The sequence below is a fragment of the Chryseobacterium aquifrigidense genome, from assembly GCF_006716485.1.
GTDB classification, from domain to species: domain Bacteria; phylum Bacteroidota; class Bacteroidia; order Flavobacteriales; family Weeksellaceae; genus Chryseobacterium; species Chryseobacterium vietnamense.
Genome location: NZ_VFPD01000001.1, coordinates 1,066,232 through 1,089,417, shown reverse-complemented (window position 1 = coordinate 1,089,417; position 23,186 = coordinate 1,066,232). Strand labels below are relative to the sequence as shown.

21 protein-coding genes and 1 pseudogene are annotated in these 23,186 nt (G+C 36.3%); 18 read left to right on the top strand and 4 right to left on the bottom strand.

Annotation, left to right across the window (positions count from 1 at the left end; genetic code table 11):
• Positions 1 to 49: 49 nt before the first annotated feature.
• Entirely contained in the window at positions 50 to 1,174 is a 1,125-nt protein-coding gene (locus tag FB551_RS04820; protein ID WP_142015552.1) for a ferredoxin--NADP reductase, read from the bottom strand.
• 33 nt (positions 1,175 to 1,207) lie between these two features.
• Between FB551_RS04820 and FB551_RS04815 the strand changes: the two genes are divergently transcribed.
• From FB551_RS04815 to FB551_RS04745, 15 genes and pseudogenes are all read left to right on the top strand, one after another.
• Positions 1,208 to 1,768: a TlpA family protein disulfide reductase gene (locus FB551_RS04815; protein ID WP_047431092.1), complete on the top strand. Its 561-nt coding sequence runs from the start codon at positions 1,208 to 1,210 to the stop codon at positions 1,766 to 1,768.
• A 19-nt stretch (positions 1,769 to 1,787) separates the two neighbouring features.
• Positions 1,788 to 2,759, top strand: a complete 972-nt coding sequence (locus FB551_RS04810; protein ID WP_185150202.1) for a FecCD family ABC transporter permease — start codon at positions 1,788 to 1,790, stop codon at positions 2,757 to 2,759.
• Between the two features lie 304 nt (positions 2,760 to 3,063).
• A complete protein-coding gene (locus tag FB551_RS04805; protein WP_226798621.1) occupies positions 3,064 to 3,219 on the top strand; it encodes a hypothetical protein in 156 nt (51 codons plus the stop codon).
• Positions 3,220 to 3,523: 304 nt separating this feature from the next.
• On the top strand, positions 3,524 to 3,676 hold the full coding sequence (locus tag FB551_RS04800) for a hypothetical protein (RefSeq protein WP_185150201.1): 153 nt from the start codon (positions 3,524 to 3,526) through the stop codon (positions 3,674 to 3,676).
• Positions 3,677 to 3,990: 314 nt separating this feature from the next.
• Positions 3,991 to 4,367, top strand: a pseudogene (locus tag FB551_RS04795) (GxxExxY protein).
• Between the two features lie 98 nt (positions 4,368 to 4,465).
• On the top strand, positions 4,466 to 5,389 hold the full coding sequence (locus FB551_RS04790) for an ABC transporter ATP-binding protein (protein ID WP_142015546.1): 924 nt from the start codon (positions 4,466 to 4,468) through the stop codon (positions 5,387 to 5,389).
• Positions 5,390 to 5,554: 165 nt separating this feature from the next.
• Positions 5,555 to 6,007 carry a MarR family winged helix-turn-helix transcriptional regulator gene (locus FB551_RS04785; RefSeq protein ID WP_047433293.1) on the top strand — a complete coding sequence of 151 codons (453 nt, stop codon included), beginning with the start codon at positions 5,555 to 5,557 and terminating at the stop codon, positions 6,005 to 6,007.
• A gap of 53 nt (positions 6,008 to 6,060) precedes the next feature.
• Positions 6,061 to 8,454, top strand: coding sequence for a 3-hydroxyacyl-CoA dehydrogenase/enoyl-CoA hydratase family protein (locus FB551_RS04780; RefSeq protein WP_142015544.1), 2,394 nt, complete (start codon positions 6,061 to 6,063; stop codon positions 8,452 to 8,454).
• Positions 8,455 to 8,535: 81 nt separating this feature from the next.
• Complete coding sequence (gene tnpA / locus FB551_RS04775) at positions 8,536 to 9,000, top strand: IS200/IS605 family transposase (RefSeq protein WP_047431104.1); 465 nt, start codon at positions 8,536 to 8,538, stop codon at positions 8,998 to 9,000.
• Between the two features lie 105 nt (positions 9,001 to 9,105).
• On the top strand, positions 9,106 to 10,284 hold the full coding sequence (locus FB551_RS04770; RefSeq protein WP_047431107.1) for a thiolase family protein: 1,179 nt from the start codon (positions 9,106 to 9,108) through the stop codon (positions 10,282 to 10,284).
• A 54-nt stretch (positions 10,285 to 10,338) separates the two neighbouring features.
• Positions 10,339 to 10,707, top strand: coding sequence for a four helix bundle protein (locus FB551_RS04765; RefSeq protein WP_142015541.1), 369 nt, complete (start codon positions 10,339 to 10,341; stop codon positions 10,705 to 10,707).
• Between the two features lie 112 nt (positions 10,708 to 10,819).
• The gene (locus FB551_RS04760) at positions 10,820 to 12,595 is read left to right on the top strand and encodes an acyl-CoA dehydrogenase family protein (protein WP_047431113.1); all 1,776 of its coding nucleotides are present in this window, start codon (positions 10,820 to 10,822) and stop codon (positions 12,593 to 12,595) included.
• A 147-nt stretch (positions 12,596 to 12,742) separates the two neighbouring features.
• Positions 12,743 to 13,057, top strand: a complete 315-nt coding sequence (locus FB551_RS04755) for a hypothetical protein (RefSeq protein WP_047431116.1) — start codon at positions 12,743 to 12,745, stop codon at positions 13,055 to 13,057.
• A 27-nt stretch (positions 13,058 to 13,084) separates the two neighbouring features.
• The gene (locus FB551_RS04750; protein ID WP_047431119.1) at positions 13,085 to 13,420 is read left to right on the top strand and encodes a YegP family protein; all 336 of its coding nucleotides are present in this window, start codon (positions 13,085 to 13,087) and stop codon (positions 13,418 to 13,420) included.
• A gap of 79 nt (positions 13,421 to 13,499) precedes the next feature.
• Positions 13,500 to 13,946, top strand: a complete 447-nt coding sequence (locus tag FB551_RS04745; RefSeq protein WP_034694511.1) for a phosphohydrolase — start codon at positions 13,500 to 13,502, stop codon at positions 13,944 to 13,946.
• Here FB551_RS04745 and FB551_RS04740 read toward each other — a convergent pair.
• A complete protein-coding gene (locus FB551_RS04740; protein WP_047431122.1) occupies positions 13,943 to 14,659 on the bottom strand; it encodes a DUF2490 domain-containing protein in 717 nt (238 codons plus the stop codon). The two genes, FB551_RS04745 and FB551_RS04740, sit on opposite strands and share 4 nt — an antisense overlap.
• A gap of 71 nt (positions 14,660 to 14,730) precedes the next feature.
• Entirely contained in the window at positions 14,731 to 16,542 is a 1,812-nt protein-coding gene (locus tag FB551_RS04735; protein ID WP_142015539.1) for a TonB-dependent receptor plug domain-containing protein, read from the bottom strand.
• Between the two features lie 621 nt (positions 16,543 to 17,163).
• Between FB551_RS04735 and uvrA the strand changes: the two genes are divergently transcribed.
• Entirely contained in the window at positions 17,164 to 19,956 is a 2,793-nt protein-coding gene (uvrA, locus tag FB551_RS04730; protein WP_142015536.1) for an excinuclease ABC subunit UvrA, read from the top strand.
• Between the two features lie 86 nt (positions 19,957 to 20,042).
• Positions 20,043 to 20,810, top strand: coding sequence for a methyltransferase domain-containing protein (locus FB551_RS04725; RefSeq protein WP_142015534.1), 768 nt, complete (start codon positions 20,043 to 20,045; stop codon positions 20,808 to 20,810).
• A 146-nt stretch (positions 20,811 to 20,956) separates the two neighbouring features.
• Here the strand turns inward: FB551_RS04725 and FB551_RS04720 are convergent, their stop codons facing one another.
• Entirely contained in the window at positions 20,957 to 21,598 is a 642-nt protein-coding gene (locus tag FB551_RS04720) for an NAD(P)-dependent oxidoreductase (RefSeq protein WP_142015531.1), read from the bottom strand.
• 345 nt (positions 21,599 to 21,943) lie between these two features.
• Here FB551_RS04720 and FB551_RS04715 point away from each other — a divergent pair, with 345 nt between their 5' ends.
• The gene (locus FB551_RS04715; RefSeq protein ID WP_142015528.1) at positions 21,944 to 23,110 is read left to right on the top strand and encodes an epoxide hydrolase family protein; all 1,167 of its coding nucleotides are present in this window, start codon (positions 21,944 to 21,946) and stop codon (positions 23,108 to 23,110) included.
• Positions 23,111 to 23,186: the final 76 nt, after the last annotated feature.

Sequence of the window (23,186 nt, the reverse complement as noted above, 5' to 3'; positions counted from 1 at the left end):
CCCAATTCCAGTGATATAAACCCAAGGTTAAATATGTTCCTAATAATTCTCAACTAAGATCAAAGTTAAGCTTTATTTTTTTACTTTTCACAATAGACATACAAGCTAAAATATGTCCCTGTTCTTCCTCTTTTTCGGTAAGATACTCATTTTCCAACAGTTCCACTTCTCCTTCCTCCAAAGAACATTCACAACTTCCACAGATTCCGGACTTGCAGGAATAAGGTACTGGAAATTTCTGCATCAGAAGCTGCTGAAGGATTTTGTCCTTATTATCAGGAAGCTGGGTTGTATATTTTTTTCCCAGCATCGTAAATTCTACCTCAATATTTTCAATTAAAGGAAATTCTTTTTCAACAGGATAAATATCATCATTAAATTCTTCAAAAAGTTCAAAATGGATATTCTTTTTTGGAATTCCGTGGTGATAGCAGGCATTAGCCAATGTCTTGATCATTTCTCCTTTTCCGCAAATCAATACCTCGTCTACAGCATCCCAAATAGTAGATTCTTCATCGGTATCGTCCAAATGAAGAATCTGATTGATGATAAGATTCAGTTTCTTTTCATCCAACCTTCCGTAGAAAAACTGGTCTGCTGTTTTTTCCTGTGAAAAGAAGTAAAATATCTGAAGCCTGTCTCCACAAGTTCTGGCAAGATTATCCAGCTGCTCACGATAGACCAGGTCTTCTGAACTTTTATTTCCAAAAAATAAGAACAAACGTGTTCTGGGTTCGGTATGAAGAATATTTTTAAAATGGCTCAAAATCGGTGTGATCCCGATACCGGCTGCAAAGGCTACGATAGTTCTGAATTCACTAGGTTTAGATACGATCGTAAATCTTCCTGCAGGTTCACTCACCCATAGTTCGTCACCAGCGTTATAGTTTTGAAATAACTGTGAAGTGGCCCCTTCAAAGGAATTGACTTTTATCCCCAGACATATTTTACCTTCATAGGGAGCCGAAGTCATTGAGTAATCATTAATAACCTCTTTTCCATGTGATTGAAATCTTATACTGACGAACTGCCCGGCTTCAAACCTGAAATTTTCCTTTAAATTCTCGGGAATATCAAACTCCAGAGAAAAAGTATTTTTGGTCAGCTCTTCCTTTTTCGCTATTTTTAACGGATGAAACTGTATCAGTTTCCCTTTATAGATTTGTTGTTCCATAACTTCAATTCAAAAATAGATAAAAAATAATTTATGAAGAAGATAATTTTATCCACGTTACTTCTTACTGCACTGTACAGCTGTAAAAAAGAAGGTCAGAAAACTGAAAACACAGCAGCTGCAGATTCTCTTTCTGTATCTAAAACTACAGAATCTGAAGGAAGTACGGCTATTCCCAAAGAACTTTCTCCTGAAAATGTAAGTCAGCACCTGGCAAAAAATAATGATACGTTATATGTAACCAATTTTTTTGCAACCTGGTGTGGCCCATGTATCAGAGAGATTCCAAGTTTTAAAAGTAAAATGGAGGAACTGAAAGGGAAACCTGTAAAATTCACTTTCGTCAACCTTGATGATAAAGCAGATTGGAACGATGCCGTTAAAAATTTTGCCGCAGAAAATAAATTGGGAGGCAGCATTATCTTACTGGACGGACAAAAATTAGATCAAAATTTCTTCCATAACAACTTCAAACAATGGGACGGAGGTTCTATTCCTTTTACTTTCATGAGAAAAGGTGATAAAACTGATGAATACCTGGGAATGATGACGGAAGATGTATTGAATTCAAAAATTGACTCTTTTTTAAAATAGACTGAACTCTTTCTGAATCATGTCAAAAAGATTTAAAATCCTGTGTTTATTATTCGTGATTGCCATCATTATAAGTGCTGTCATTAATCTGAACACAGGATTTTTAAGTTTAAGTTTCCAGGATTTCTTTCAGGATTCTGCTCATAGCCAAATTGCAGAGATCCGTATCAACCGTGTTTTGGTAATGATGCTGGCCGGAATCTCAATTCCCACTTCGGGTTTTCTGATGCAGGAATATTTTCAAAACCCTCTGGCTGGGCCTGATATATTGGGAATCACTTCAGTTGCAAGTCTATCGGTTGCCTTTTATATTTTCTTTTCCCATACTATTTTATTGCCTGAATTTTTACAGAATAGTTTTCTCAGTTTATCGGCTATTGGGGGCAGTTTACTGTTAATGTTCATCCTACTGTCGATGTCTAACAGATTTCAGGACAAATCGTACCTTATTATTTTCGGGTTTCTGGTATCTGCTTTTGCGGGAGCAATAGTTTCCCTTCTTCAGTTTTATGCGGAAAATCAAAGTCTGAAAAACTATATTTTATGGTCTTTCGGAGCGAATAATATGGTAACGAGAAACCAGATTTATGTATTATTTATTTTAGTTTTAGTGGGAATATTTATCTGTTTCAAAGCGATAAAGCCACTCATTGGAAATTCTCTGGGCAATTCCTATGCACAAAGTTTAGGAGTAAACCTGAAACAGCTGAAGCTTTTAATCATCGTTGCATCTTCTCTCCTATCAGCTTCTGTTACGGCATTTTTAGGACCTATTCTCTTTATCGGAATTATTGTTCCTCACTTCTGCAGACTCGTTTATAATCCTTCAAAATTATGGCAGCAATGGATTCTTAATATGTTTCTGGGAATGCTGATCATGTTGCTTTTCTCAGTTATTGCAGAAAAAACACAGATTCCTCTGAATGTAATAAGTTCTGTATTTGGAATTCCTGTGATTCTGATGATGCTTTTGAAACAGAATAAAGTTTAATTTTTGTTGGAAAACGCAAAGACGCAAGAAACTTTTAAAACCTATATATTTTTAGGACGCAAAGATTTTATCTCCGATAAAATTGAAAACCGCATATTTTAAATATTCTAAACAAAAAACATCCCCAATCCCTTGCCGAAAATCTTCGATTTTCTCGCGCCTTAAAATATTACACAAAATATTAAAAGCCTTTGCGCCTTCGCGTTTACCCAACATTTCGCATCAATAGACATACTATGTTCCAAAATCATTAGTAACAGTCTTTGTAATTATTAAGCAACTATTCATATATTTAAGCTCCACTATGAAAGCAGTAGATTCTTACTATGTTCCTGGAAATTCTGATCATATTATTCTTCTCGGTAATTACGGAAAAACACAGGTTCCTCTGAATGTAATAAGTTCTGTATTTGGAATTCCTGTGATTCTGGTGATGCTTCTGAAACAGAATAAAGTTTAATTTTTGTTGGAAAACGCAAAGACGCAAGAAACTTTTAAAACCTATATATTTTTAGGACTCAAAGATTTTATCTCCGATAAAATTGAAAACCGCATATTTTAAATATTCTAAACAAAAAACATCCCCAATCCCTTGCCGAAAATCTTCGATTTTCTCGCGCCTTAAAATATTACACAAAATATTAAAAGCCTTTGCGCCTTCGCATTTACCCAACATTTCGCATCAATAGACATACTATGTTCCAAAATCATTAGTAACAGTCTTTATAATTATTAAGCAACTATTCATATATTTAAGCTCCACTATGAAAGCAGTAGATTCTTACTATGTTCCTGGAAATTCTGATCATATTATTCTTCTCGGTAATTACGGAAAAACACAGGTTCCTCTGAATGTAAGTTCCGTATTTGGAATTCCTGTGATTCTGGTGATGCTTCTGAAACAGAATAAAGTTTAATTTTTGTTGGAAAACGCAAAGACGCAAGAAACTTTTAAACCTATATATTTTTAGGACGCAAAGATTTTATCTCTGATAAAATTGAAAACCGCATATTTTAAATATTCTAAACAAAAAACATCTTCAATCCCTTGCCGAAAATTTTCGATTTTCTCGCGCCTTAAAATATTACACAAAATATTAAAAGCCTTTGCGCCTTCGCGTTTACCCAACATTTCGCATCAATAGACATACTATGTTCCAAAATCATTAGTAACAGTCTTTGTAATTATTAAACAACTATTCATATATTTAAGTCCAACAAAACAACACCAATGACAGAAAATGAATTATCAAAAGTAGTTTTTGAAACAGGTTTAAAGATTCATAAAAAACTTGGAGCAGGGCTTTTTGAACATGTATATGAAGAATGTATGTTCTACGAATTGACAAAAGCAGGATTTTTAGTAGAAAACAAAAATTACTTCCTATCATTTATGAAGATTTGAAAATAGAGAACGCATTTAAACTCGACCTGATGATTGAAAACAAAGTGATTTTAGAAATAAAAACCGTTGATTATATTAGCCCCGCTCATAAAGCTCAGCTATTAACCTATTTAAAAATGTCAAACTGCAAATTAGGGATGCTTCTCAATTTTCAAGCTGATGTTTTCAAAAACGGTGTCACAAGAATTGTAAACAACTTATAAAATAAATGGGATAAAAATTTGACAAAGTCAAATTCCTTGCGCCTTAAAACATTATTTTTGTAAAACAATTTACACCTTCGCGTATAACCAACAAAAACATGCACCTACAGATCAAACAGGCAAATATCGGTTACAATACCACATTAATCTCCAATGCCAATGCGGACTTGAAGCTTGGCGATGTATGCCTTTTGATTGGTAATAACGGTGTGGGAAAAACAACACTGATCAAATCTATTCTGCATCAGCTCCCTTTACAGAATGGGGAAATTGCTATTAATGGAAAAAATGTAAAAAATCTTTCGGTAAAAGAAATCGCGGAGAATATTGCTATTGTCTTTTCAAAGTCGGTTGTTCCGCAACATTATACGGTTGAAGATCTTATTTCCCTGGGAAAATACATCTACTACCCTTTTTATTTTGAATTAAAAAAAGAAGACCGCGAAGAAGTTGCGCATATTATTGAAGAACTGGATCTGAATCAGTACAGATATACCCTACTGAAAAACCTTTCTGACGGAAACCTTCAAAAAGCCTTTATCGGGCGTGCTATTACTCAAAATTCACCTATCATCATTCTGGATGAGCCTACTACCCATCTGGATGAGAAAAACAAAATTATTATTCTTAAAACCCTGAGAAAACTAGCTAAGGAACAGAACAAGCTTATTCTGTTTTCGTCACACGACTGGAGGCTGGCCAAAGAGTTTGCAGACAAAATATGGTATGTAAAGGAAAATCACCTGTATTCAGGGATTGTTGAGGACATTTTGCTACAGCATGATGAACTCACCAACGCTTCGTTATTTCAGATCAATGAGACTTTTATTCCGCCCTATATCTCGGCACCGCAGTTTCATAAGGAAATGTTGTATTCTCTGCTTCAAAAAAACTTCCAAAAAGACCTGTCTGACCTTAATTTCGAGTTTCGAAACTCTTTTTGGGTAATTGCTAACGATTCTTCCACCTATCAATGTGAATCTTTTGAAGAAATCATTAATTTAGTCTCAAACATTCATTAATACTTGATTTTCTTTGAGTTATCCATATACTATGCATGCATAGTATTATGCTAATCATATAATTTAATCCGTTTATTTACAGCCTATTAACAAAATTTAACGTTAATAAATATTATGCATGCATAATATTTATTAAATTTGGATAAAACCATTGGCGCAAAAATGATGGATAATAATAAGGAAAAAATAGAAAACGTAGATTTAATTTTAAAGCAGACCTGGTTGGCTGTTTCTAAAATGTACACAGAATTAGCCCAGGAACATGATTCCACAGCGGTACAGGCACTCACTCTTCTTAAAATTGATCCCAAAGAAGGGACGCGAAGTACCAATCTCGGTCCAAAGATGGCTATTGAACCCACTTCATTAACGAGAATCATCAAACTTCTTGAGGATAACGGATACATCTATAAGGAAAAGACCACTACTGATAAAAGAGAGGTGATCATCAAACTTACAGATAAAGGATTAAACTCCAGGAATATGTCTAAGGAGGTCGTTGTAAATTTCAACAAGAAGGTTATGGAAAAAATTTCTCCGGAAAAACTGGATGCTTTCAAAGATGTGATGGGTGAAATCATGAAAATAGCAAATGAATTATTAAATAACAGAAAATAAATTTTGATGAAGCCTTCGGGTTCATATCATCTTATACAAATAAAAATTTACATATGAAAAGAAGAATCAAACATGTAACGGTTCTTGGTTCAGGAATTATGGGAAGCGGAATCGCTGCTCACTTCGCCAACATCGGCGTTGAAGTATCACTTTTGGATATTGTTCCTTTTGAACTTACTGAAGCTGAACAGAAAAAAGGTTTGACCAAAGATGACAAGGTAGTAAGAAACAGAATTGCTTCCGAAAACTTTGAAAAACTTAAAAAAGCAAGTCCTGCACTTCTTTATTCACCTAAGTTTGCAGACAGAATTACAATCGGAAATTTCGATGATGATTTGCCGAAAATAAAAAATACAGACTGGATCATTGAAGTAGTAGTAGAAAGGCTTGATATCAAGAAGTCCGTATACGAAAAAATTGAGCAGTTCAGAAAACCGGGAACATTAATTTCTTCCAATACATCAGGTATTCCTATTCATTTCCTTACAGAAGGAAGAAGCGAGGATTTTAAAAAATACTTTGCCGGAACACACTTCTTCAACCCCGTAAGATACCTTCCTCTTCTAGAGATTATCCCTACTAATGATACAGCTCCTGAAATTATAGATTTCTATATGAATTATGGAGCGAAGTTCTTAGGTAAAACGACCGTTTTAGCTAAAGATACACCAGCTTTCATCGCCAACAGAATCGGAGTATTCTCTATGATGGATCTTCTTCACAATGTACAGAAATTAGGACTTACTGTTTCTGATGTTGATAAATTAACAGGTCCTGTCATCGGACGTCCAAAATCTGCTACGTTCAGAACAGCTGACGTTGTAGGTCTTGACACTTTGGTAATGGTAGCCAACGGTGTTCGCCAAAGCGGTGCAGAAGCCAATGACTTCAATGATGTATTTGCCCTTCCTCCTTATATCCAGAAAATGATGGATAATAAATGGTTAGGTTCAAAAACAGAACAAGGTTTCTATAAAAAAGTGAAAAATGCAGAAGGAAAATCTGAAATTCACGGATTAAACCTTGATACTTTAGAATATGAACTTCAGGGAAAATCATCATTCCCGACATTAGAATTAACCAAATCTATTGACAAACCAATCGACAGATTCAAAGTATTGATCGGCGGTAAAGATAAAGCGGGTGAATTGTACAGAAAGTCTTTAGGAGCATTATTCGCTTATGTTTCGCACAAAGTTCCTGAAATCTCTGACGAAGTTTACAAAATTGACGATGCTATGAGAGCTGGCTTCGGATGGGAAAACGGACCGTTTGAAATCTGGGATGCTGTAGGTGTTCAGAAAGGTATTGAACTGGCAAAAGATGCAGGATACGAAGTTTCAGATTGGGTGAAAAACGTAGAAACCTTCTATAAAGTAAATGATGAAGGACAAAGTATCTATGTTGATAAAAATTCAGGAGAATATAACAAAATCCCGGGTCAGGATGCATTCATCATCTTAGACAATATCAGAAAAAATAAAACGCTTTGGAGTAATTCCGGCGCAGCGATTGAAGATTTAGGAGATGGAATTATCAACTTTGAGATCCGTTCAAAAATGAACTCTCTTGGAGGTGAAGTTCTTGATGGATTAAACAGAGCCATTGATTTGGCTGAAAAAGAATATGAGGGATTGGTTGTAGGAAACCAGGGAACTAATTTTTCTGTAGGTGCTAACCTTGCCATGATCCTGATGATGGCTATTGAGCAGGATTGGGATGACTTGAATATGGCTATCGCTTACTTCCAGAAATCAATGATGAGAGTACGCTACTCCTCTATTCCAGTTGTAGTTGCTCCTCACGGAATGACTTTGGGTGGAGGATGCGAAATGACTATGCATGCAGACCGGGTAGTTGCAGCCGCAGAAACGTATATCGGACTTGTAGAAACCGGAGTTGGGGTAATTCCTGGCGGTGGTGGTACTAAAGAATTGACTTTAAGAACTTCCAGAGAATTCCACAATGATGATGTTAAAAATAACAGACTTCGTGATGCTTTCATGAATATCGCCATGGGTAAGGTAGCTACTTCTGCTTGTGAAGCTTACGATATGGGAATCCTTGAAAAAGGAAAAGACATCGTTTCCGTAAGCAAAAACAGACAGATAGCCGAAGCTAAAAAGGTAGCAAAACTATTAGCAGAACAAGGATATACTCAACCTATCGAACAAAAAGTAAAAGTTCTTGGTAAAGATGCATTAGGAATGTTCTACGTAGGAACAGACCAGATGTTAACCGGAAACTTCATCTCTGCTCACGATAAGAAAATTGCAGATAAACTGGCCAACGTAATGGTAGGTGGAAATCTATCGGAACCAACAGTGGTAACAGAACAATATTTACTGAACCTTGAAAGAGAAACCTTCCTTCAGCTTTGTGGTGAAAGAAAAACTTTAGAGAGAATTCAGTACATGTTACAAAATGGGAAGCCTTTGAGAAACTAACGGGAAGCTCCGTAGGAGCGAACTGTTAATAGCATGAATAATTTAAAATTGGAGAGCCTCGTAGAGGCGGCCCTTTAATGTATGGCAAATACCTACACTCAGATTTATATTCAAATTGTTTTCGCTGTAAAAGGAAGACAAAATCTGATTTCAAAAGAAAACAGAGAAGAATTACATCGGTTTATAACAGGTATTGTTTCCAATAGAAATCAAAAATTATTCGCAGTTTTTGCAATGCCGGACCATGTCCATATTCTTATAAGTATGAATCCGACACATTCGGTTTCAGATGTAGTAAGAGATATTAAGGCGGGTTCTTCAAAATTCATCAACGAAAAAGGATGGATCAATGGAAGATTCAACTGGCAGGAAGGGTATGGAGCTTTTTCTCATTCTAAAAGCAGTGTTGATTCTGTTGTAAAATATATTTTAAATCAGGAAGAACATCATAAAAAGAAAACTTTTAGAGAAGAGTATCTGGATTTTATGTCAAAATTTGAGATAGAATATGATCCAAAATATTTATTTGAATGGATTAATGATTAACAGGTCGCTCCTACGGAGCTCCACAAAAAGCATAAACAAATATCTATGAACAGTTGACCTCTACGAGGCAAAAAATTCTTAAAACAATTTAATTAAACAAAAAAAATGAAAACAGCATACATAGTAAAAGGTTTCAGAACAGCCGTTGGAAAAGCTCCAAAAGGAAGTTTAAGATTTACAAGACCTGATGTGATGGCGGCTACCGTTATTGAAAAATTAATGGCTGAACTACCACAATTAGATAAAAACAGAATTGATGACCTTATCGTAGGAAATGCAATGCCGGAAGCTGAACAGGGGTTGAACGTTGCACGTCTGATCTCTTTGATGGGATTAAATACTGATAAAGTTCCTGGAGTAACCGTGAACAGATACTGTGCATCAGGAAGTGAGGCGATCGCTATTGCTTCTGCAAAAATTCAGGCAGGTATGGCAGATTGTATCATCGCTGGTGGTACAGAATCAATGTCATATATTCCAATGGGAGGTTATAAGCCGGTTCCGGAAACGGATATCGCAAAAACAAACCCTGATTATTACTGGGGAATGGGTTACACAGCGGAAGAAGTAGCCAAGCAATATAATATTACAAGAGAAGAACAGGATCAGTTTGCTTTTGAATCTCATATGAAAGCTTTAAAAGCCAATCAGGAAGGAAAATTTGCCAACCAGATTGTCCCGATTCCTGTAGAATATAATTTCCTGGACGAAAACCAGAAACTGCAGACTAAAAAGTTTGATTTCTCTGTAGATGAAGGACCTAGAGCAGATACATCTTTAGCTGGATTAGCAAAACTAAGACCTGTATTTGCCAACGGAGGAAGCGTAACTGCGGGAAACTCTTCTCAGATGAGTGACGGAGCTGCTTTCGTAATGGTAATGAGTGAGGAAATGGTAAAAGAATTAGGACTGGAGCCTGAAGCAAGATTAGTGGCTTATGCGGCAGCCGGATTGGAGCCAAGAATCATGGGTATGGGACCAATTTATGCGATTCCTAAAGCATTGAAACAAGCTGGTTTAGAATTAAAAGACATCGACTTGATCGAGCTTAATGAAGCTTTCGCCTCTCAATCTGTTGCAATCAAAAAAGAATTAGGACTAAATCCTGACATCTTAAACGTAAACGGAGGAGCTATCGCTCTTGGTCACCCACTTGGATGTACAGGAACAAAACTTACGGTTCAGCTTCTTGACGAAATGAGAAAACGTGGCAACAAGTACGGAATGGTTTCTATGTGCGTGGGAACAGGACAAGGTGCGGCTTCTATTTTTGAACTACTTTAATAGACAAATAGAAAATAGACGGATAGATAATAGACTTAAAGACACCAAAAATGTATGAATGATTTTAAGAAGCACAATTTTAAGAAGCTTAAAATTTGGCAAATGAGTATGGAATTGTCAAGATTAACTTTAGATCTTACAGATACTTTTCCAACTTATGAAAAATATGGTTTGAAAAATCAAATGGACAGATGTGCTATTTCAATTCCATCAAATATAGCTGAAGGTTCAAGCAGAACAAATAAGTCTTTTAGTCATTTTTTAGATATTTCTTTAGGTTCTTCATTTGAATTGCAAACACAGATATTGTTAGCAAATCATAGAAAATATTTATCCGATGAAAAAACTGAAATCTTTGAAATTAAGATTGAGGAATTTCAAAAAGCAACAATGGTATTTCAAAATACCTTAAACAGGAACTAAGAAAAAAAAGACTAGGAGATAATAGACAGATAGAAAATAGACGCCACCAATAATCTATCATCTATCCGTCTATTATCTAAAATGTCTCAAAAATTAAATAACAAAATAACATATGGCTACATTAAAAGGCGGGGAATTCCTAATCAAACAGATTCCTGCAAACGAAATTTTCAGTATTGAAGAACTGAATGAAGAACAAAAAATGCTTCGTGATTCTGCGAAGGAATTTATAGATAGAGAGGTTGTTCCTCAAAGAGAGCGATTCGAAAAGAAAGATTATGCATTTACTGAAGAAACAATGCGTAAGTTAGGTGACATGGGATTGTTGGGAATTGCTGTTCCTGAAGAGTATGGAGGTCTTGGAATGGGCTTTGTAACGACAATGCTTGCCTGCGATTATATTTCCGGAACTACCGGTTCATTAGCAACAGCTTATGGTGCACACACCGGAATCGGAACGCTGCCTATCGTTCTTTACGGAACTGAAGAGCAGAAGAAAAAATACCTTCCGGATTTGGCAACAGGAACAAAATTCGGGGCTTACTGTTTGACAGAGCCGGATGCTGGTTCTGACGCGAATTCAGGAAAGACAAAAGCAAAACTTTCAGAAGACGGAAAACATTATATCATCAACGGCCAGAAAATGTGGATTTCTAATGCAGGATTTGCAGATACATTTACATTATTCGCTAAAATTGATGATGATAAAAATATCACAGGTTTCGTAATCAACAGATCTGAACTTGAAAATCCAGAAAGTTTAACTTTCGGAGAAGAAGAACATAAATTAGGTATCCGTGCCTCTTCTACCCGTCAGGTTTTCTTCAATGATATGAAAATCCCCGTGGAAAACCTTTTAGGAGAAAGAAACAACGGTTTTAAGATCGCTTTAAATGCATTGAACGTAGGCCGTATCAAATTAGCTGCTGCTTGTCTTGATGCACAAAGAAGAATCTTAAACCACTCTATCCAGTACTCTAACGAAAGAAAACAGTTTGGTGTTTCTATTGCTACTTTCGGAGCGATCAGAAAGAAACTGGCAGAAATGGCAACGGGAGTTTTCGTAAGTGAAGCTGGTTCTTACAGGGCTGCTAAAAACGTTCAGGATAAAATAGACGAGTTGGTAGCAGGTGGACTAAGCCATCAGGAAGCAGAATTGAAAGGTGTTGAAGAATTCGCAGTAGAATGTTCAATCCTTAAAGTATTCGTTTCTGACCTTGCTCAGCACACTGCAGATGAAGGAATTCAGGTATACGGAGGTATGGGATTCTCTGAAGATACTCCTATGGAAGCTGCGTGGAGAGATTCAAGAATTTCAAGAATCTATGAAGGTACTAATGAAATCAACAGATTATTAGCTGTAGGAATGCTTATCAAAAGAGCAATGAAAGGTGAACTGGACCTTTTATCTCCTGCCATGGCGATCAGCAAAGAATTAATGGGTATTCCTTCATTCGAAGTTCCTGATTATTCTGAATTCATGAGTGAAGAAAAAGCAATTATCGCTAACCTTAAGAAAGTATTTTTAATGGTTTCCGGAGCGGCTCTTCAGAAATACATGATGGATATTGAGAAACAACAGCATTTATTACTGAATGCTTCTGAAATCCTTAACCAGATCTACATGGCAGAATCTGCAGTATTAAGAGCTGAGAAGCATTTCTCTCCTGAATCTGTGGAAGCAGCTATGGCTCAGTTGAACCTTTACAAAGCGGTTGAGAAAATCATCACTGCGGCTAAAGAAGGAATCGTTTCTTTCGCTGAAGGAGATGAGCAGAGAATGATGCTTTCTGGTTTGAGAAGATTCACTAAATACACCAACCATCCGAATGTAGTGGCACTTACTGAAAAAGTGGCAGCTCACTATATTGAGAAAGGAGCTTATTAGTCTTTAATAACATAAATTTGATTCAGCGTCCCAACTTTGGGGCGCTTTTGTTTTCACCCATATTTATTATGGTTATCATTGGATTTCCATGTTTTCAATGGATTAATTCAAAAAAAATGATTATTTTTATTTTAAATTAACTAACACATGAGAACTTTATTATTTCCGATACTCCTTATTTCAGTGGCTTTCTCAGCACAAAAAACAGAAAATGTAATCCCTGTTCCAAAGATTGATACAACAAAAATCGTTTCCAAAATAAAATTCCCGGGATATTTTGCTGTGAAACCCGAGCATTCTCAAAAAGAGCTTTATAAAATACTGACAGTTAAGCCTAAGGATACTGCTCTTTATCTTGCTTTAAAAGAACCTTCAAAGGATTATTCACAATATAAAATTCTAAATTCGATTACACCTGATAAGCTTCAGGTAAGCAGGAAAAAGATAATGCCATCCAAATAAACACAACACAAACTAAAAACTATTACCATGGGAAAATTTATTATCTCTAAAAGAACGAATGGAGACTTCCAGTTTAATCTAAAAGCAGGAAACGGGCAGGTTATTTTAACCAGTCAGGGATACAGTACCAAACCTTCCTGTGAAAGCGGAATCGGATCCGTAAAAATCAATGCTCAGGAAGATGCAAAATTTGAAAGAAATACAGCCAATGACGGCAGATGTTACTTTAATCTAAAAGCAGGAAACGGACAGATCATCGGAACCAGCCAGATGTATGAATCTGACAATGGCATGGAAAACGGAATAGAATCCGTAAAACACAATGCTCCACACGCTCATATAGAGGATGAAACAAACTTTTAAAATCATATAAAATATTCTTCATAAAATGTCTTATTTTTTTAAGGCATTTTTTATTTTTGTACTCTATTTTTCATTAGAAATGACAAAAGAAGAATTACTGAATAAAGCAATCAAAATCGCCGATAAGGCTCATAAGGGACAAACCGATAAATACCATGCTCCATACATTGCCCACGTAATGCGTGTGATGAACTATGGTAAAACACTGGATGAAAAGATCGTAGGAGTCCTGCACGACGTTGTAGAAGATCACCCATTGGAATTCAGTCTTGATTATTTAAGATCTGAAGGATTCCCCGAATATATTATTTTTGCCATCAGCTGCCTTACAAAGCTTGATCCGGAAGAAGATTATGATGAATTCATCAAAAGAACAGAAAGATCTCTCCTATCCGTTGCTGTAAAACTGAATGACCTTCGTGATAATATGGATCTCAGAAGAGTAAACAGAGAGCTTACTCCTAAAGACATCAAAAGATTTAATAAATATCTGAAAGCCTACCGTTATCTGATAGAGAAATATTAATCCGCACCCGGGAAATCGTAAGTTTTTGTGTGATGATCTGTTCCGTCGATATTGATGTTTAACGCAAGGTAAACGAAATGTAAATTTTTGTTTCCTTTTGCTTCAAATTCACGCTGCCACAGATATCCGCTCACAATACCAAAATAATCATCAATCTGATAGCCGAAACCGCCATAGACTCTGTTTCTCGCGAAAGTAGGCTTCATCGGAGAGACGAAGAACACCTCGTCATAAGCATTGGCGAAAACAGTTCCTTTTTTGATCGTTTTGGCGTTTAAAGGAACACTTACGTTCAGACGGTATCTGTAACGCATTCTTTGGGAAGTCTGATCCGTTTTGGGTTCGTAAAACCAGCTCTTTTCAACACGAAAACGGTTTTCAAACTTTACGATGCCTTTTTTGACATCAATAACATCCTGAAGCCATACTCTGAACTCTTCTCTGCTCAGGCTATGCTCTTTGTAGTTCACATATCTTCCAAGCCCAACAAAAGGTTTGTGGTTTTTGGTAAGATTATACCCTAATCCTCCTTTTATTTCATAATAATCAGGATAGGTATAATCTTCGTTACCACGCATCTGCCCTTCTGCATAAAGGAAAAACTTCGGATGAAACTTATAGGTCAGAGTCACTGCATTGAAGCTGGAAATATGTTCCTGTGCTTTAAAAAAAGAAATTCCGAGTAGTAAACCTAATCCTATAAGACGTTTCATAAAAAATTTTTGCAAATGTATATTTTTTAACAATTTGTTAATATTAACTTTCATTAATATTAAATTAACACCTACTTAATATTAATTGTATAAGAAAACCCAATGTGGAACCACCTTTGCGGCATTCCTACACCAAATGCTTCGGTATATTTTGTATTGGTCACATTATTAATCAATACATAAACCGAATAATCTTTTTTAGCAAAGCTAAGTTTCTCATCAACAAGATTATAAGTTCCCAAATTCACTCTTTCATTGTAACGGTAAACAAGCTCATTGGTAAAGTTTTTCAGGAACTTCAACTCTAATTTGGAAACAAACTGATGTCTGAGATTATCTAAAACATATCTTGAAACCACCCCGTTTTTCTCTTCATATTTACTGTCAATATAAGTATAACCAACGGTGTATTTTAACCAGTCAGTCGGTCTGTGGCTCCACTCTGCTTCGATCCCTTTGGTCTTGATATCTCCCACATTCTGAGCATACCATACTTTATCGCTCAAATCTTTTTTCACCCAGTCAATAGAGTTGCTGGAATTCTTTAGAAATCCACTGATTTTAGCTAAGATCCTGTTGTTTTGATATTGATATCCTACCTCGGAAGAAATTGCATTTTCAGGCTGTAAATCCGGGTTTCCCTGTTCCGTTTTACTTACATAATAAAGTTCGGTAAAAGTGGGTACACGGTGTACTTTTGCAATATTTCCATAGATTTTAGCATTGGCATTAAAGTTATAACCTACATCCAGTCCCGGATAAAAGAAATTTCCTTCTTTAGAATAATTAGCCCATGAAATTCCCGGACTGATATTTAGCTTTTTATCCAGTAATGAGAAATGATGTTCAAAGAAAACCTGGGAAACAAAACGGTTTCTGTCTCCTAAGTTACTGCTTACTAAAAATTCTTTTCTCAATTCAACCCCAATTCCTGTTGTTCCCAATCCCCATTGATAACTGGAATTGACTTCTCCACCTACATTATTTCCGATGTGCATATTTCGGTAAAAATCAGGATTCCATCTGTCATACAGGTACATGTCCTGGCCTCTTCTCCAGTATACATTAGAATTAAGTTTAAGCTTTCCGAAAGTCTGCTGATGGGCCACACTTACAATAGATGCCTGTGTTTCCTCATACTGCTTGGTAGCTGCACTGGAAGCATAGAAACCATTGGCTCCGAATTTCTTTTCAGAAAACCCGGCCTGAATTCTCACATCTCCGTTTTTGATATTGAGTTTTCCCTGATAAAATACATTTCTGATCTCATAATCGGTATTGAACATATAGCCATCTGAAGAAGCAGAATTCGCCTGAAGGGAGTTCGTAAACTTCTCATTTCCGATCTGGGCGTTAAATCCCAGCCCATAAGTACTGTAATCTCCTCCTTCAGCACTGATCTTTACTTTTTTCCCGGGTGTAGTTTTGGTGATGATATTAATAACACCGGCATAGGCATTCTGTCCGAAACGTCTTGCTGCAGGGCCTTTTATGATTTCTATCTTTTCTACATCATCCAGATCTACTGGAATATTCATATTATTATGTCCGGTTTGGGAATCATTCATCCTGATTCCGTTCAACAACAGAAGAACCTGCTCAAAAGAACTTCCCCGGAAACCTATATCACTCTGTACCCCATTGGCTCCTCTCCTTCTGATATCCATCCCAGGTATCTGCTGAAGAATTTCATCAATACTTTTAGCCGGAGAATTTACAATGTCTTCTCTGGTGATAACACTGATGTTCTGATTAGCACTTTTATAAGGTGTAGAGATAAATTTTCCCTGAAATTCAATGCTTTCAATATCTGTTGTCTTTTCCTGTGCATTTACCCAAAGTAAAGATCCCAGAAAAAAAGCACTTCCTATCTTTTTGATCATAATCGTTTTCCGTAGTTTTTTAACAAAGTCCAAAAGTAAGGGAGTTCATGAAGACAGGCAAATGATAGTTGTCATAAAAAAAGATGCAGCGTTTGGGCTGCATCTTTGTGAGGGAGTAATTTCTATCTTTTTCTCATTAAATGTGTAACTAGATCTCTGAATAATTTTCTCATTTCTATATTACATATTTACAGGTACAATTTTAAATAATTTTACAACATAAAACAATAGTTAAGAAAAAAAACACAATAAATTTTAAAAAATTATATAAAACACTGTAAAATAAAATTAAGTCCACAAAAAACATTTATTTTTATCATCCATCAACAGATATATTTCCGTTTTAGGCTTCTCATTTTATGTTGATAATAACAATTTTTAACAATAAGATAAGCGTAAATTTTTCGCTAAAATTTCGTAATTTTGTGGGTCTTAATTTTACGATGAAAGTATTCTTTTTCAACAGTAATTTTTGTCAGCATTCATAAAAATGCAGCCACAGGTTTCGGATGAATCCAGGAATATATGTAAAAGTTCAATTGATGCCGCCCACAGAATATTTGTGGCAAAACACCATTACTGACAGCCTTAATGCTGTGCAGTCTTTATATGAATAAAAATATGGCTAACACAACAGAAATAGATATAAAAAAACAGATTTTCGTTAAGAATGCACATCTTAACAATCTGAAACATATAGACGTCCTGATTCCGAAAAATAAACTCATTGTTATTACAGGAGTTTCAGGAAGTGGTAAATCCTCTTTGGCCTTTGATACTATTTATGCAGAAGGACAGAGAAGGTATGTTGAAAGTTTAAGTTCTTATGCCCGTCAGTTTTTGGGAAAATTAGAAAAACCCAAAGTAGATGATATCAAAGGACTCGCCCCTTCTATTGCCATCCAGCAGAAAGTGATTTCTTCAAATCCGCGTTCTACAGTGGGAACTTCTACAGAGATCTACGATTATATGAAGCTCTTATTTGCGAGGATCGGGAAAACCTTTTCACCCGTTTCGGGAGAAGAAGTGAAGAAAGATTCAGTTTCTGATGTGATTGACTTCATCAAAGCTTCAAAAAAAGACACTTCTTTTCTATTGACCGCTCCTCTTGAATATGATGCTGACAATTTTAAAGAAACGCTGAACGTTTTAAAACTGGCTGGTTTCACAAGACTTGAAATCAATGGAAACGTAGCAGGGATTGAAGATCTGGAAAGTTTTGGTTTTGCTCCGGAAAAAGGAATGACTATCAATCTTGTGATTGACCGTTTCTCATACGAGGAAGACGAAAGCTTTTTACAAAGACTTGCAGATTCTATTCAAATGGCATTCTATGAGGGACGTGGATATTGTTCATTAAAGAACACCGATACTGAAAAAGTAAAAGAATTCTCTAATAAGTTCGAACTGGATGGAATGGAATTCCTTGAACCCAACGTTCATTTTTTCAGCTTCAACAACCCATACGGAGCATGTCCGGCATGTGAAGGATATGGAAAAGTAATCGGAATTGATGAAGATCTTGTAGTTCCTAATAAAACATTATCCATCTACGAAGATGCCGTTGTCTGCTGGAGAGGAGAAACGATGAGCGAATGGAAAAAAGATTTCATCAAAAAAGCTGGTGACTTCCCTATCCACAAACCTTATCACCAATTAACAAAAGAACAGAAAAACTTCCTTTGGAAAGGTGACGGCAGGAGTAATTTCCCATGCATCAATAATTTCTTCAAAATGCTTGAAGAAAACCTTTATAAGATCCAGTACAGAGTAATGCTTTCCCGCTACAGAGGAAAAACCCTTTGCCCAACGTGTGAAGGATTGAGACTTCGTGAAGAAACAAGCTGGGTAAAAGTAGACGGACACAATATTCAGTCCATGATTGAACTTCCTTTGGATGAACTTGCTCCGGTAATCAATGGATTAAAACTATCAGATCATGACAAGGAAGTCGCCAAAAGACTAATTTACGAAATCACGACCCGTCTGGAATTTTTATTAAAGGTAGGATTAGGGTATTTAACATTAAACAGAACATCCAATACGTTGTCGGGAGGAGAAAGTCAGAGAATTAACTTGGCAACCAGCCTAGGGAGTTCTTTGGTAGGTTCTATTTACATCCTGGATGAGCCTTCTATCGGACTGCATTCTAAAGATACAGAAAACCTGATCGAAGTATTGAAAAACCTTCGTGATCTAGGAAATACCGTTATTGTAGTAGAACACGACGAAGATGTGATGAGAGCTGCGGATTATATTATTGATATCGGTCCGGAAGCTGGTTATCTTGGTGGCGAACTGGTATTTGCAGGAGATTATAAAGATCTGAAAAAAGCAAACACGCTTACTTCAGAATATCTTACCGGAAGGCTTGAAATAGAAGTTCCGAAGAAAAGAAGAAAAGGAAAAGAATGGATTCATATTAAAGGAGCCCGTCAGAATAACCTTAAAAATATTGACGTAGACGTTCCTTTGGAAAGTCTGGTTGTCATTTCAGGAGTTTCAGGAAGCGGAAAATCTACTTTGATGAAAGAAATCCTTACCAATGATATCCAGATTCAACTGGGAATGGGCGGCAAAAAAGGAGATTATGATTCTGTAGAATTTCCGAAAAAACTGATCAAAAATATTGAATTGATTGATCAGAACCCGATTGGAAAATCTTCCCGTTCAAACCCTGTAACTTATCTAAAAGCTTACGATGACATCCGTGATCTTTTTGCCAAGCAGAAAGTGGCTAAAATGATGGGTTATAAACCTAAACATTTCTCTTTCAATGTAGATGGCGGAAGATGTGATGAATGTAAAGGAGAAGGAGTGATCAATGTTTCCATGCAGTTTATGGCAGACATTGAGCTTGAATGTGAAGTTTGTAAAGGAACACGATTCAAAAATGAAATCCTTGAAGTGAGATTTGATGAGAAAAACATCTCTGATATTCTTCATATGACCGTAGATGAAGCATTGGAATTCTTTAAAGATAATAATGAAGAGAAGATCGTAACGAAGTTGAGACCTTTACAGGAAGTAGGTTTAGGCTATCTGCAGCTGGGACAGAGCTCTTCTACCCTTTCCGGTGGTGAGGCACAGCGTGTGAAACTGGCTTCATTCCTTGTAAAAGGGGTTACAACAGACAAGACGTTATTCATCTTTGATGAACCTTCCACAGGGCTTCACTTCCATGATATTCAGAAATTACTGAAATCATTACAGGCATTGATTGATCTTGGACATTCGGTGATTGTTATTGAGCATCAGCCTGACATTATCAAATGTGCCGATTATATTATTGATATCGGCCCGGAAGCAGGAAAACACGGTGGAGAAGTTGTATTTGCAGGAACTCCTGAAGATCTGACGAAAAATAAAAAGTCCTATACGGCAAAATATATCAAAGAAAAATTAGAACAATAACTAAAACCGGCTGTTTTGAAACAGCCGGTTTTTTATTGAGATTACCTATCTTTATTCAACTTATTAACCCAATACAAAATTATTTTATGCCCTGGAATCCCGAATTATATGATCAGTATAAAGATGTACGTTACAAACCATTTTATGATTTAGCAGCATTAATTAAGCCCGAAAACAATATAAAAGCGATTGACTTAGGCTGTGGAACCGGAGAACAGACCTCTATCCTTACGGAAAAACTGACTGGCTCTACATTCCTGGGAATTGATTCATCAGCAGAAATGCTTGAAAAATCTAAAAAATTTGAAAACGATCATTTACACTTTAAACTTCAGAGCATTGAAGAAGCAGCGCAGGCTGATCAAAAGTGGGATCTTGTCTTCAGTAATGCCGCTTTACAGTGGGCTGATAATCATGAAACTTTATTTCCTAAAATCATTGGACTGCTTTCACAAAATGGACAATTAGCCATACAAATGCCCGTTCAGAAAGAAAATATTCTAAACCAGATTCTAACGGAAATGGCAAATGAGGAGCCTTATGCATCCCAATTAAATTATTTTAACCGTGATTCTCCGGTGCTTTCAATGGACGATTATGCCCAGATATTATTCGATAACGGAATTCAGGATATAGAAATATTTCAGAAGGTCTATCCTATTATTGCAGATGATCACCAATCCTTATATGAGTTTATTTCTGGAACAGCATTATTGCCTTATTTAGAGCGTCTTGAAGGAGAACAGAAAGAAAACTTCATCTCTGAATTTAAATCTCGTATAGCCAAAAGGTTTACGAAATATCCGGCTATTTATGCATTTAAGCGCATTCTGATGTATGGCCGTAAGAAATAGAAAACCTTAACACCCAATAAAAAACTGCCACAATTGTCATTCTGACGAAGGAAGAATCTCATTAAAACCAATGATATAAGACTCTTCATTACACTTCGTTTCATTCAGAATGACAAAATTGTGACAGCTTCTTCTTTATAGATTCTTTACTCTTTCAGATTATACAAAAACGGACTTTTCCTGATAAACTCAGAATCTTCAATCTGGGAAGCTAAAAACGCTGCCAGATCTGCTGCACTGATGCCTTCACCTTTGCAGTCTGCGAGGCTTGTTTCCGTTGGAAAATTCTCGTCTGTAAGATGAATCAGCGGCAGTCTTACCAATGTCCAGTCGAGGTTGCTTTCCAAAAGGAGTTCATATTCTTTTTGTTTATCAGTGGTAGTTTCAGGATAGTTCTGATACATCCATTCCGTAGCCATTTCTACTCTTTCATTTTTATGATCGGATAATGTAGTTACACTCAAACCTGTCGTTACAATATATCGGGTGATCCCATGTTGGTTCATTACAGAGATAATATTTTTTGCAGCATCACTGAATATAGACTTCTCTGCTTTTGGCTGACCTAAAGTACTTATGACAAGATCAGTTCCTTCAATCAATTGATAGATCGCTGTTTCATCTCTTGCATCTCCCTGTACAACTTCAATTAATGGATTTTGAAGGGTAAAATTCTCGGGATGTCTTAATAAAAGTTTAAGTTGATATCCTTTCGCAAGTAGGTTTTGTACCAGATACTGTCCGGATTTTCCGGTTCCGCCGATTACGGCAATTTTATAGGTTTTCATAATGATTTTTTTTAGTATTAAATATCAATAATCAAAAGCAGAATAACCGCTAATGACCGGTGATACAGCAAATAACACATTGTCTTTGCTTTTAAATATGATATAATAAATGTATAGGGTTCAGAAAATTGAACCTAAGATGTTCAGGTTAAAAAAGTAACCTGACTACAGTAATATGTATTACGAGATTTTAATGAATTAAAGTTACATTTTTTCCCTCATTAAAAAATCAAAAAAATTATGATTCTGACAACATTGATTAAAAGAGAAAGTTTTTAACTTTGATAACCTTCTTATTATCAGAATTTTCCATAAATAAACTTACACCAAATAAAATATTATAATATGGAACCATTTACTGTAAACATCCCCGAAGCGGTTATAACCGATTTAAAAAACCGTCTGCAAAACGCCCGATGGCCAGGAGAACCTGAAAGCTCCGGCTGGAACTCCGGAACCAACGAAACTTATCTCAAAAAACTGGTCCATTACTGGATTAACGATTATGACTGGAGAATGCATGAACAGCAATTAAACCAACATCCCCAATATATCACTCTGATAGACGGAATTTTGATTCATTTTCAATACGTGAGGGGAAAAGGTCCCAATCCAAAACCGCTAATCCTCACTCATGGCTGGCCGGACAGCTATTACCGTTTTCATAAAATCATTCCCTTACTTACAGAAGGAGAACAGAGTTTTGATCTGGTTATTCCTTCCCTTCCGGGATTTGGCTTTTCTGATAAAACAGCGGTCAGCAGCGAAAGAGTTGCAGACCTTTGGAAAAAACTGATGACTGAAGTGCTGGGTTATGAAAAATTCTGTGCTGCCGGAGGAGATATAGGCATGGGAGTGGTAAAAGCATTAACTTCGAAATATCCTGAAGTACTGGAAGCTGTTCACCTTACAGACGTAGGCTATCCTACCGGTCAGGAAGATCCTGCCACTATGAGTGAAGCTGAACAGGAATTTGCCCAGTTTGTCCAGCGCTGGTGGTACAGCGAAGGTGCATACGCCATGGTACAGTCTACCAAACCACAATCTCTGGCCTATGGCCTTAATGACTCTCCTATTGGTCTTGCAGGCTGGATCATAAGCTTTACCAATGCAGGAGCTCCTCCGGAACTGATTGAAACGGCATTCGGAGGAAAAGATGAATTGTTGACCAATATTATGATCTACTGGGTTACTCAGACTATAGGATCTTCTGCGAGAATGTACAAAGAAGATGCAGCAGCTTTATGGAGCGGCGCACAGGTTCATCAAAAAAGCAATGTTCCTGCGGGAGTGCTTGTATTTCCCCGCGAAGCTCAGTTTCCAAAAGAATGGGCAGACCGTTTTGTTAACGTAACCAGCTTTAAAAAGATGAATGAAGGCGGTCACTTTGCTGCATTGGAATTACCTCATATATTTGCAGATGAGCTAAGATCATTCTTTTACGTAAAAACAATTCATAAAGTAGATTCAGACCTTACTTTCTCCAAGACCTTTTTAATGATAAACTGTTAATCCTTCTAAAGCATTACTAAAATTTTGTTAATGGAGCATATATTTGTTGGCAAGTTTTTTATTTTAGCCAAAATTA

Bases quoted from the DNA above. Each gene is read 5' to 3' on its own strand.
- FB551_RS04780 (WP_142015544.1), top strand. From the start codon at position 6,061: ATGAAAAGAAGAATCAAACATGTAACGGTTCTTGGTTCAGGAATTATG.
- FB551_RS04755 (WP_047431116.1), top strand. From the start codon at position 12,743: ATGAGAACTTTATTATTTCCGATACTCCTTATTTCAGTGGCTTTCTCA.
- FB551_RS04785 (WP_047433293.1), top strand. From the start codon at position 5,555: ATGGATAATAATAAGGAAAAAATAGAAAACGTAGATTTAATTTTAAAG.
- FB551_RS04770 (WP_047431107.1), top strand. From the start codon at position 9,106: ATGAAAACAGCATACATAGTAAAAGGTTTCAGAACAGCCGTTGGAAAA.
- FB551_RS04750 (WP_047431119.1), top strand. From the start codon at position 13,085: ATGGGAAAATTTATTATCTCTAAAAGAACGAATGGAGACTTCCAGTTT.
- FB551_RS04790 (WP_142015546.1), top strand. From the start codon at position 4,466: ATGCACCTACAGATCAAACAGGCAAATATCGGTTACAATACCACATTA.
- FB551_RS04810 (WP_185150202.1), top strand. From the start codon at position 1,788: ATGTCAAAAAGATTTAAAATCCTGTGTTTATTATTCGTGATTGCCATC.
- FB551_RS04820 (WP_142015552.1), bottom strand. From the start codon at position 1,174: ATGGAACAACAAATCTATAAAGGGAAACTGATACAGTTTCATCCGTTA.
- FB551_RS04740 (WP_047431122.1), bottom strand. From the start codon at position 14,659: ATGAAACGTCTTATAGGATTAGGTTTACTACTCGGAATTTCTTTTTTT.
- FB551_RS04805 (WP_226798621.1), top strand. From the start codon at position 3,064: ATGAAAGCAGTAGATTCTTACTATGTTCCTGGAAATTCTGATCATATT.
- FB551_RS04800 (WP_185150201.1), top strand. From the start codon at position 3,524: ATGAAAGCAGTAGATTCTTACTATGTTCCTGGAAATTCTGATCATATT.
- FB551_RS04725 (WP_142015534.1), top strand. From the start codon at position 20,043: ATGCCCTGGAATCCCGAATTATATGATCAGTATAAAGATGTACGTTAC.
- FB551_RS04745 (WP_034694511.1), top strand. From the start codon at position 13,500: ATGACAAAAGAAGAATTACTGAATAAAGCAATCAAAATCGCCGATAAG.
- FB551_RS04765 (WP_142015541.1), top strand. From the start codon at position 10,339: ATGAATGATTTTAAGAAGCACAATTTTAAGAAGCTTAAAATTTGGCAA.
- uvrA (WP_142015536.1), top strand. From the start codon at position 17,164: ATGGCTAACACAACAGAAATAGATATAAAAAAACAGATTTTCGTTAAG.
- tnpA (WP_047431104.1), top strand. From the start codon at position 8,536: ATGGCAAATACCTACACTCAGATTTATATTCAAATTGTTTTCGCTGTA.
- FB551_RS04715 (WP_142015528.1), top strand. From the start codon at position 21,944: ATGGAACCATTTACTGTAAACATCCCCGAAGCGGTTATAACCGATTTA.
- FB551_RS04735 (WP_142015539.1), bottom strand. From the start codon at position 16,542: ATGATCAAAAAGATAGGAAGTGCTTTTTTTCTGGGATCTTTACTTTGG.
- FB551_RS04720 (WP_142015531.1), bottom strand. From the start codon at position 21,598: ATGAAAACCTATAAAATTGCCGTAATCGGCGGAACCGGAAAATCCGGA.
- FB551_RS04760 (WP_047431113.1), top strand. From the start codon at position 10,820: ATGGCTACATTAAAAGGCGGGGAATTCCTAATCAAACAGATTCCTGCA.
- FB551_RS04815 (WP_047431092.1), top strand. From the start codon at position 1,208: ATGAAGAAGATAATTTTATCCACGTTACTTCTTACTGCACTGTACAGC.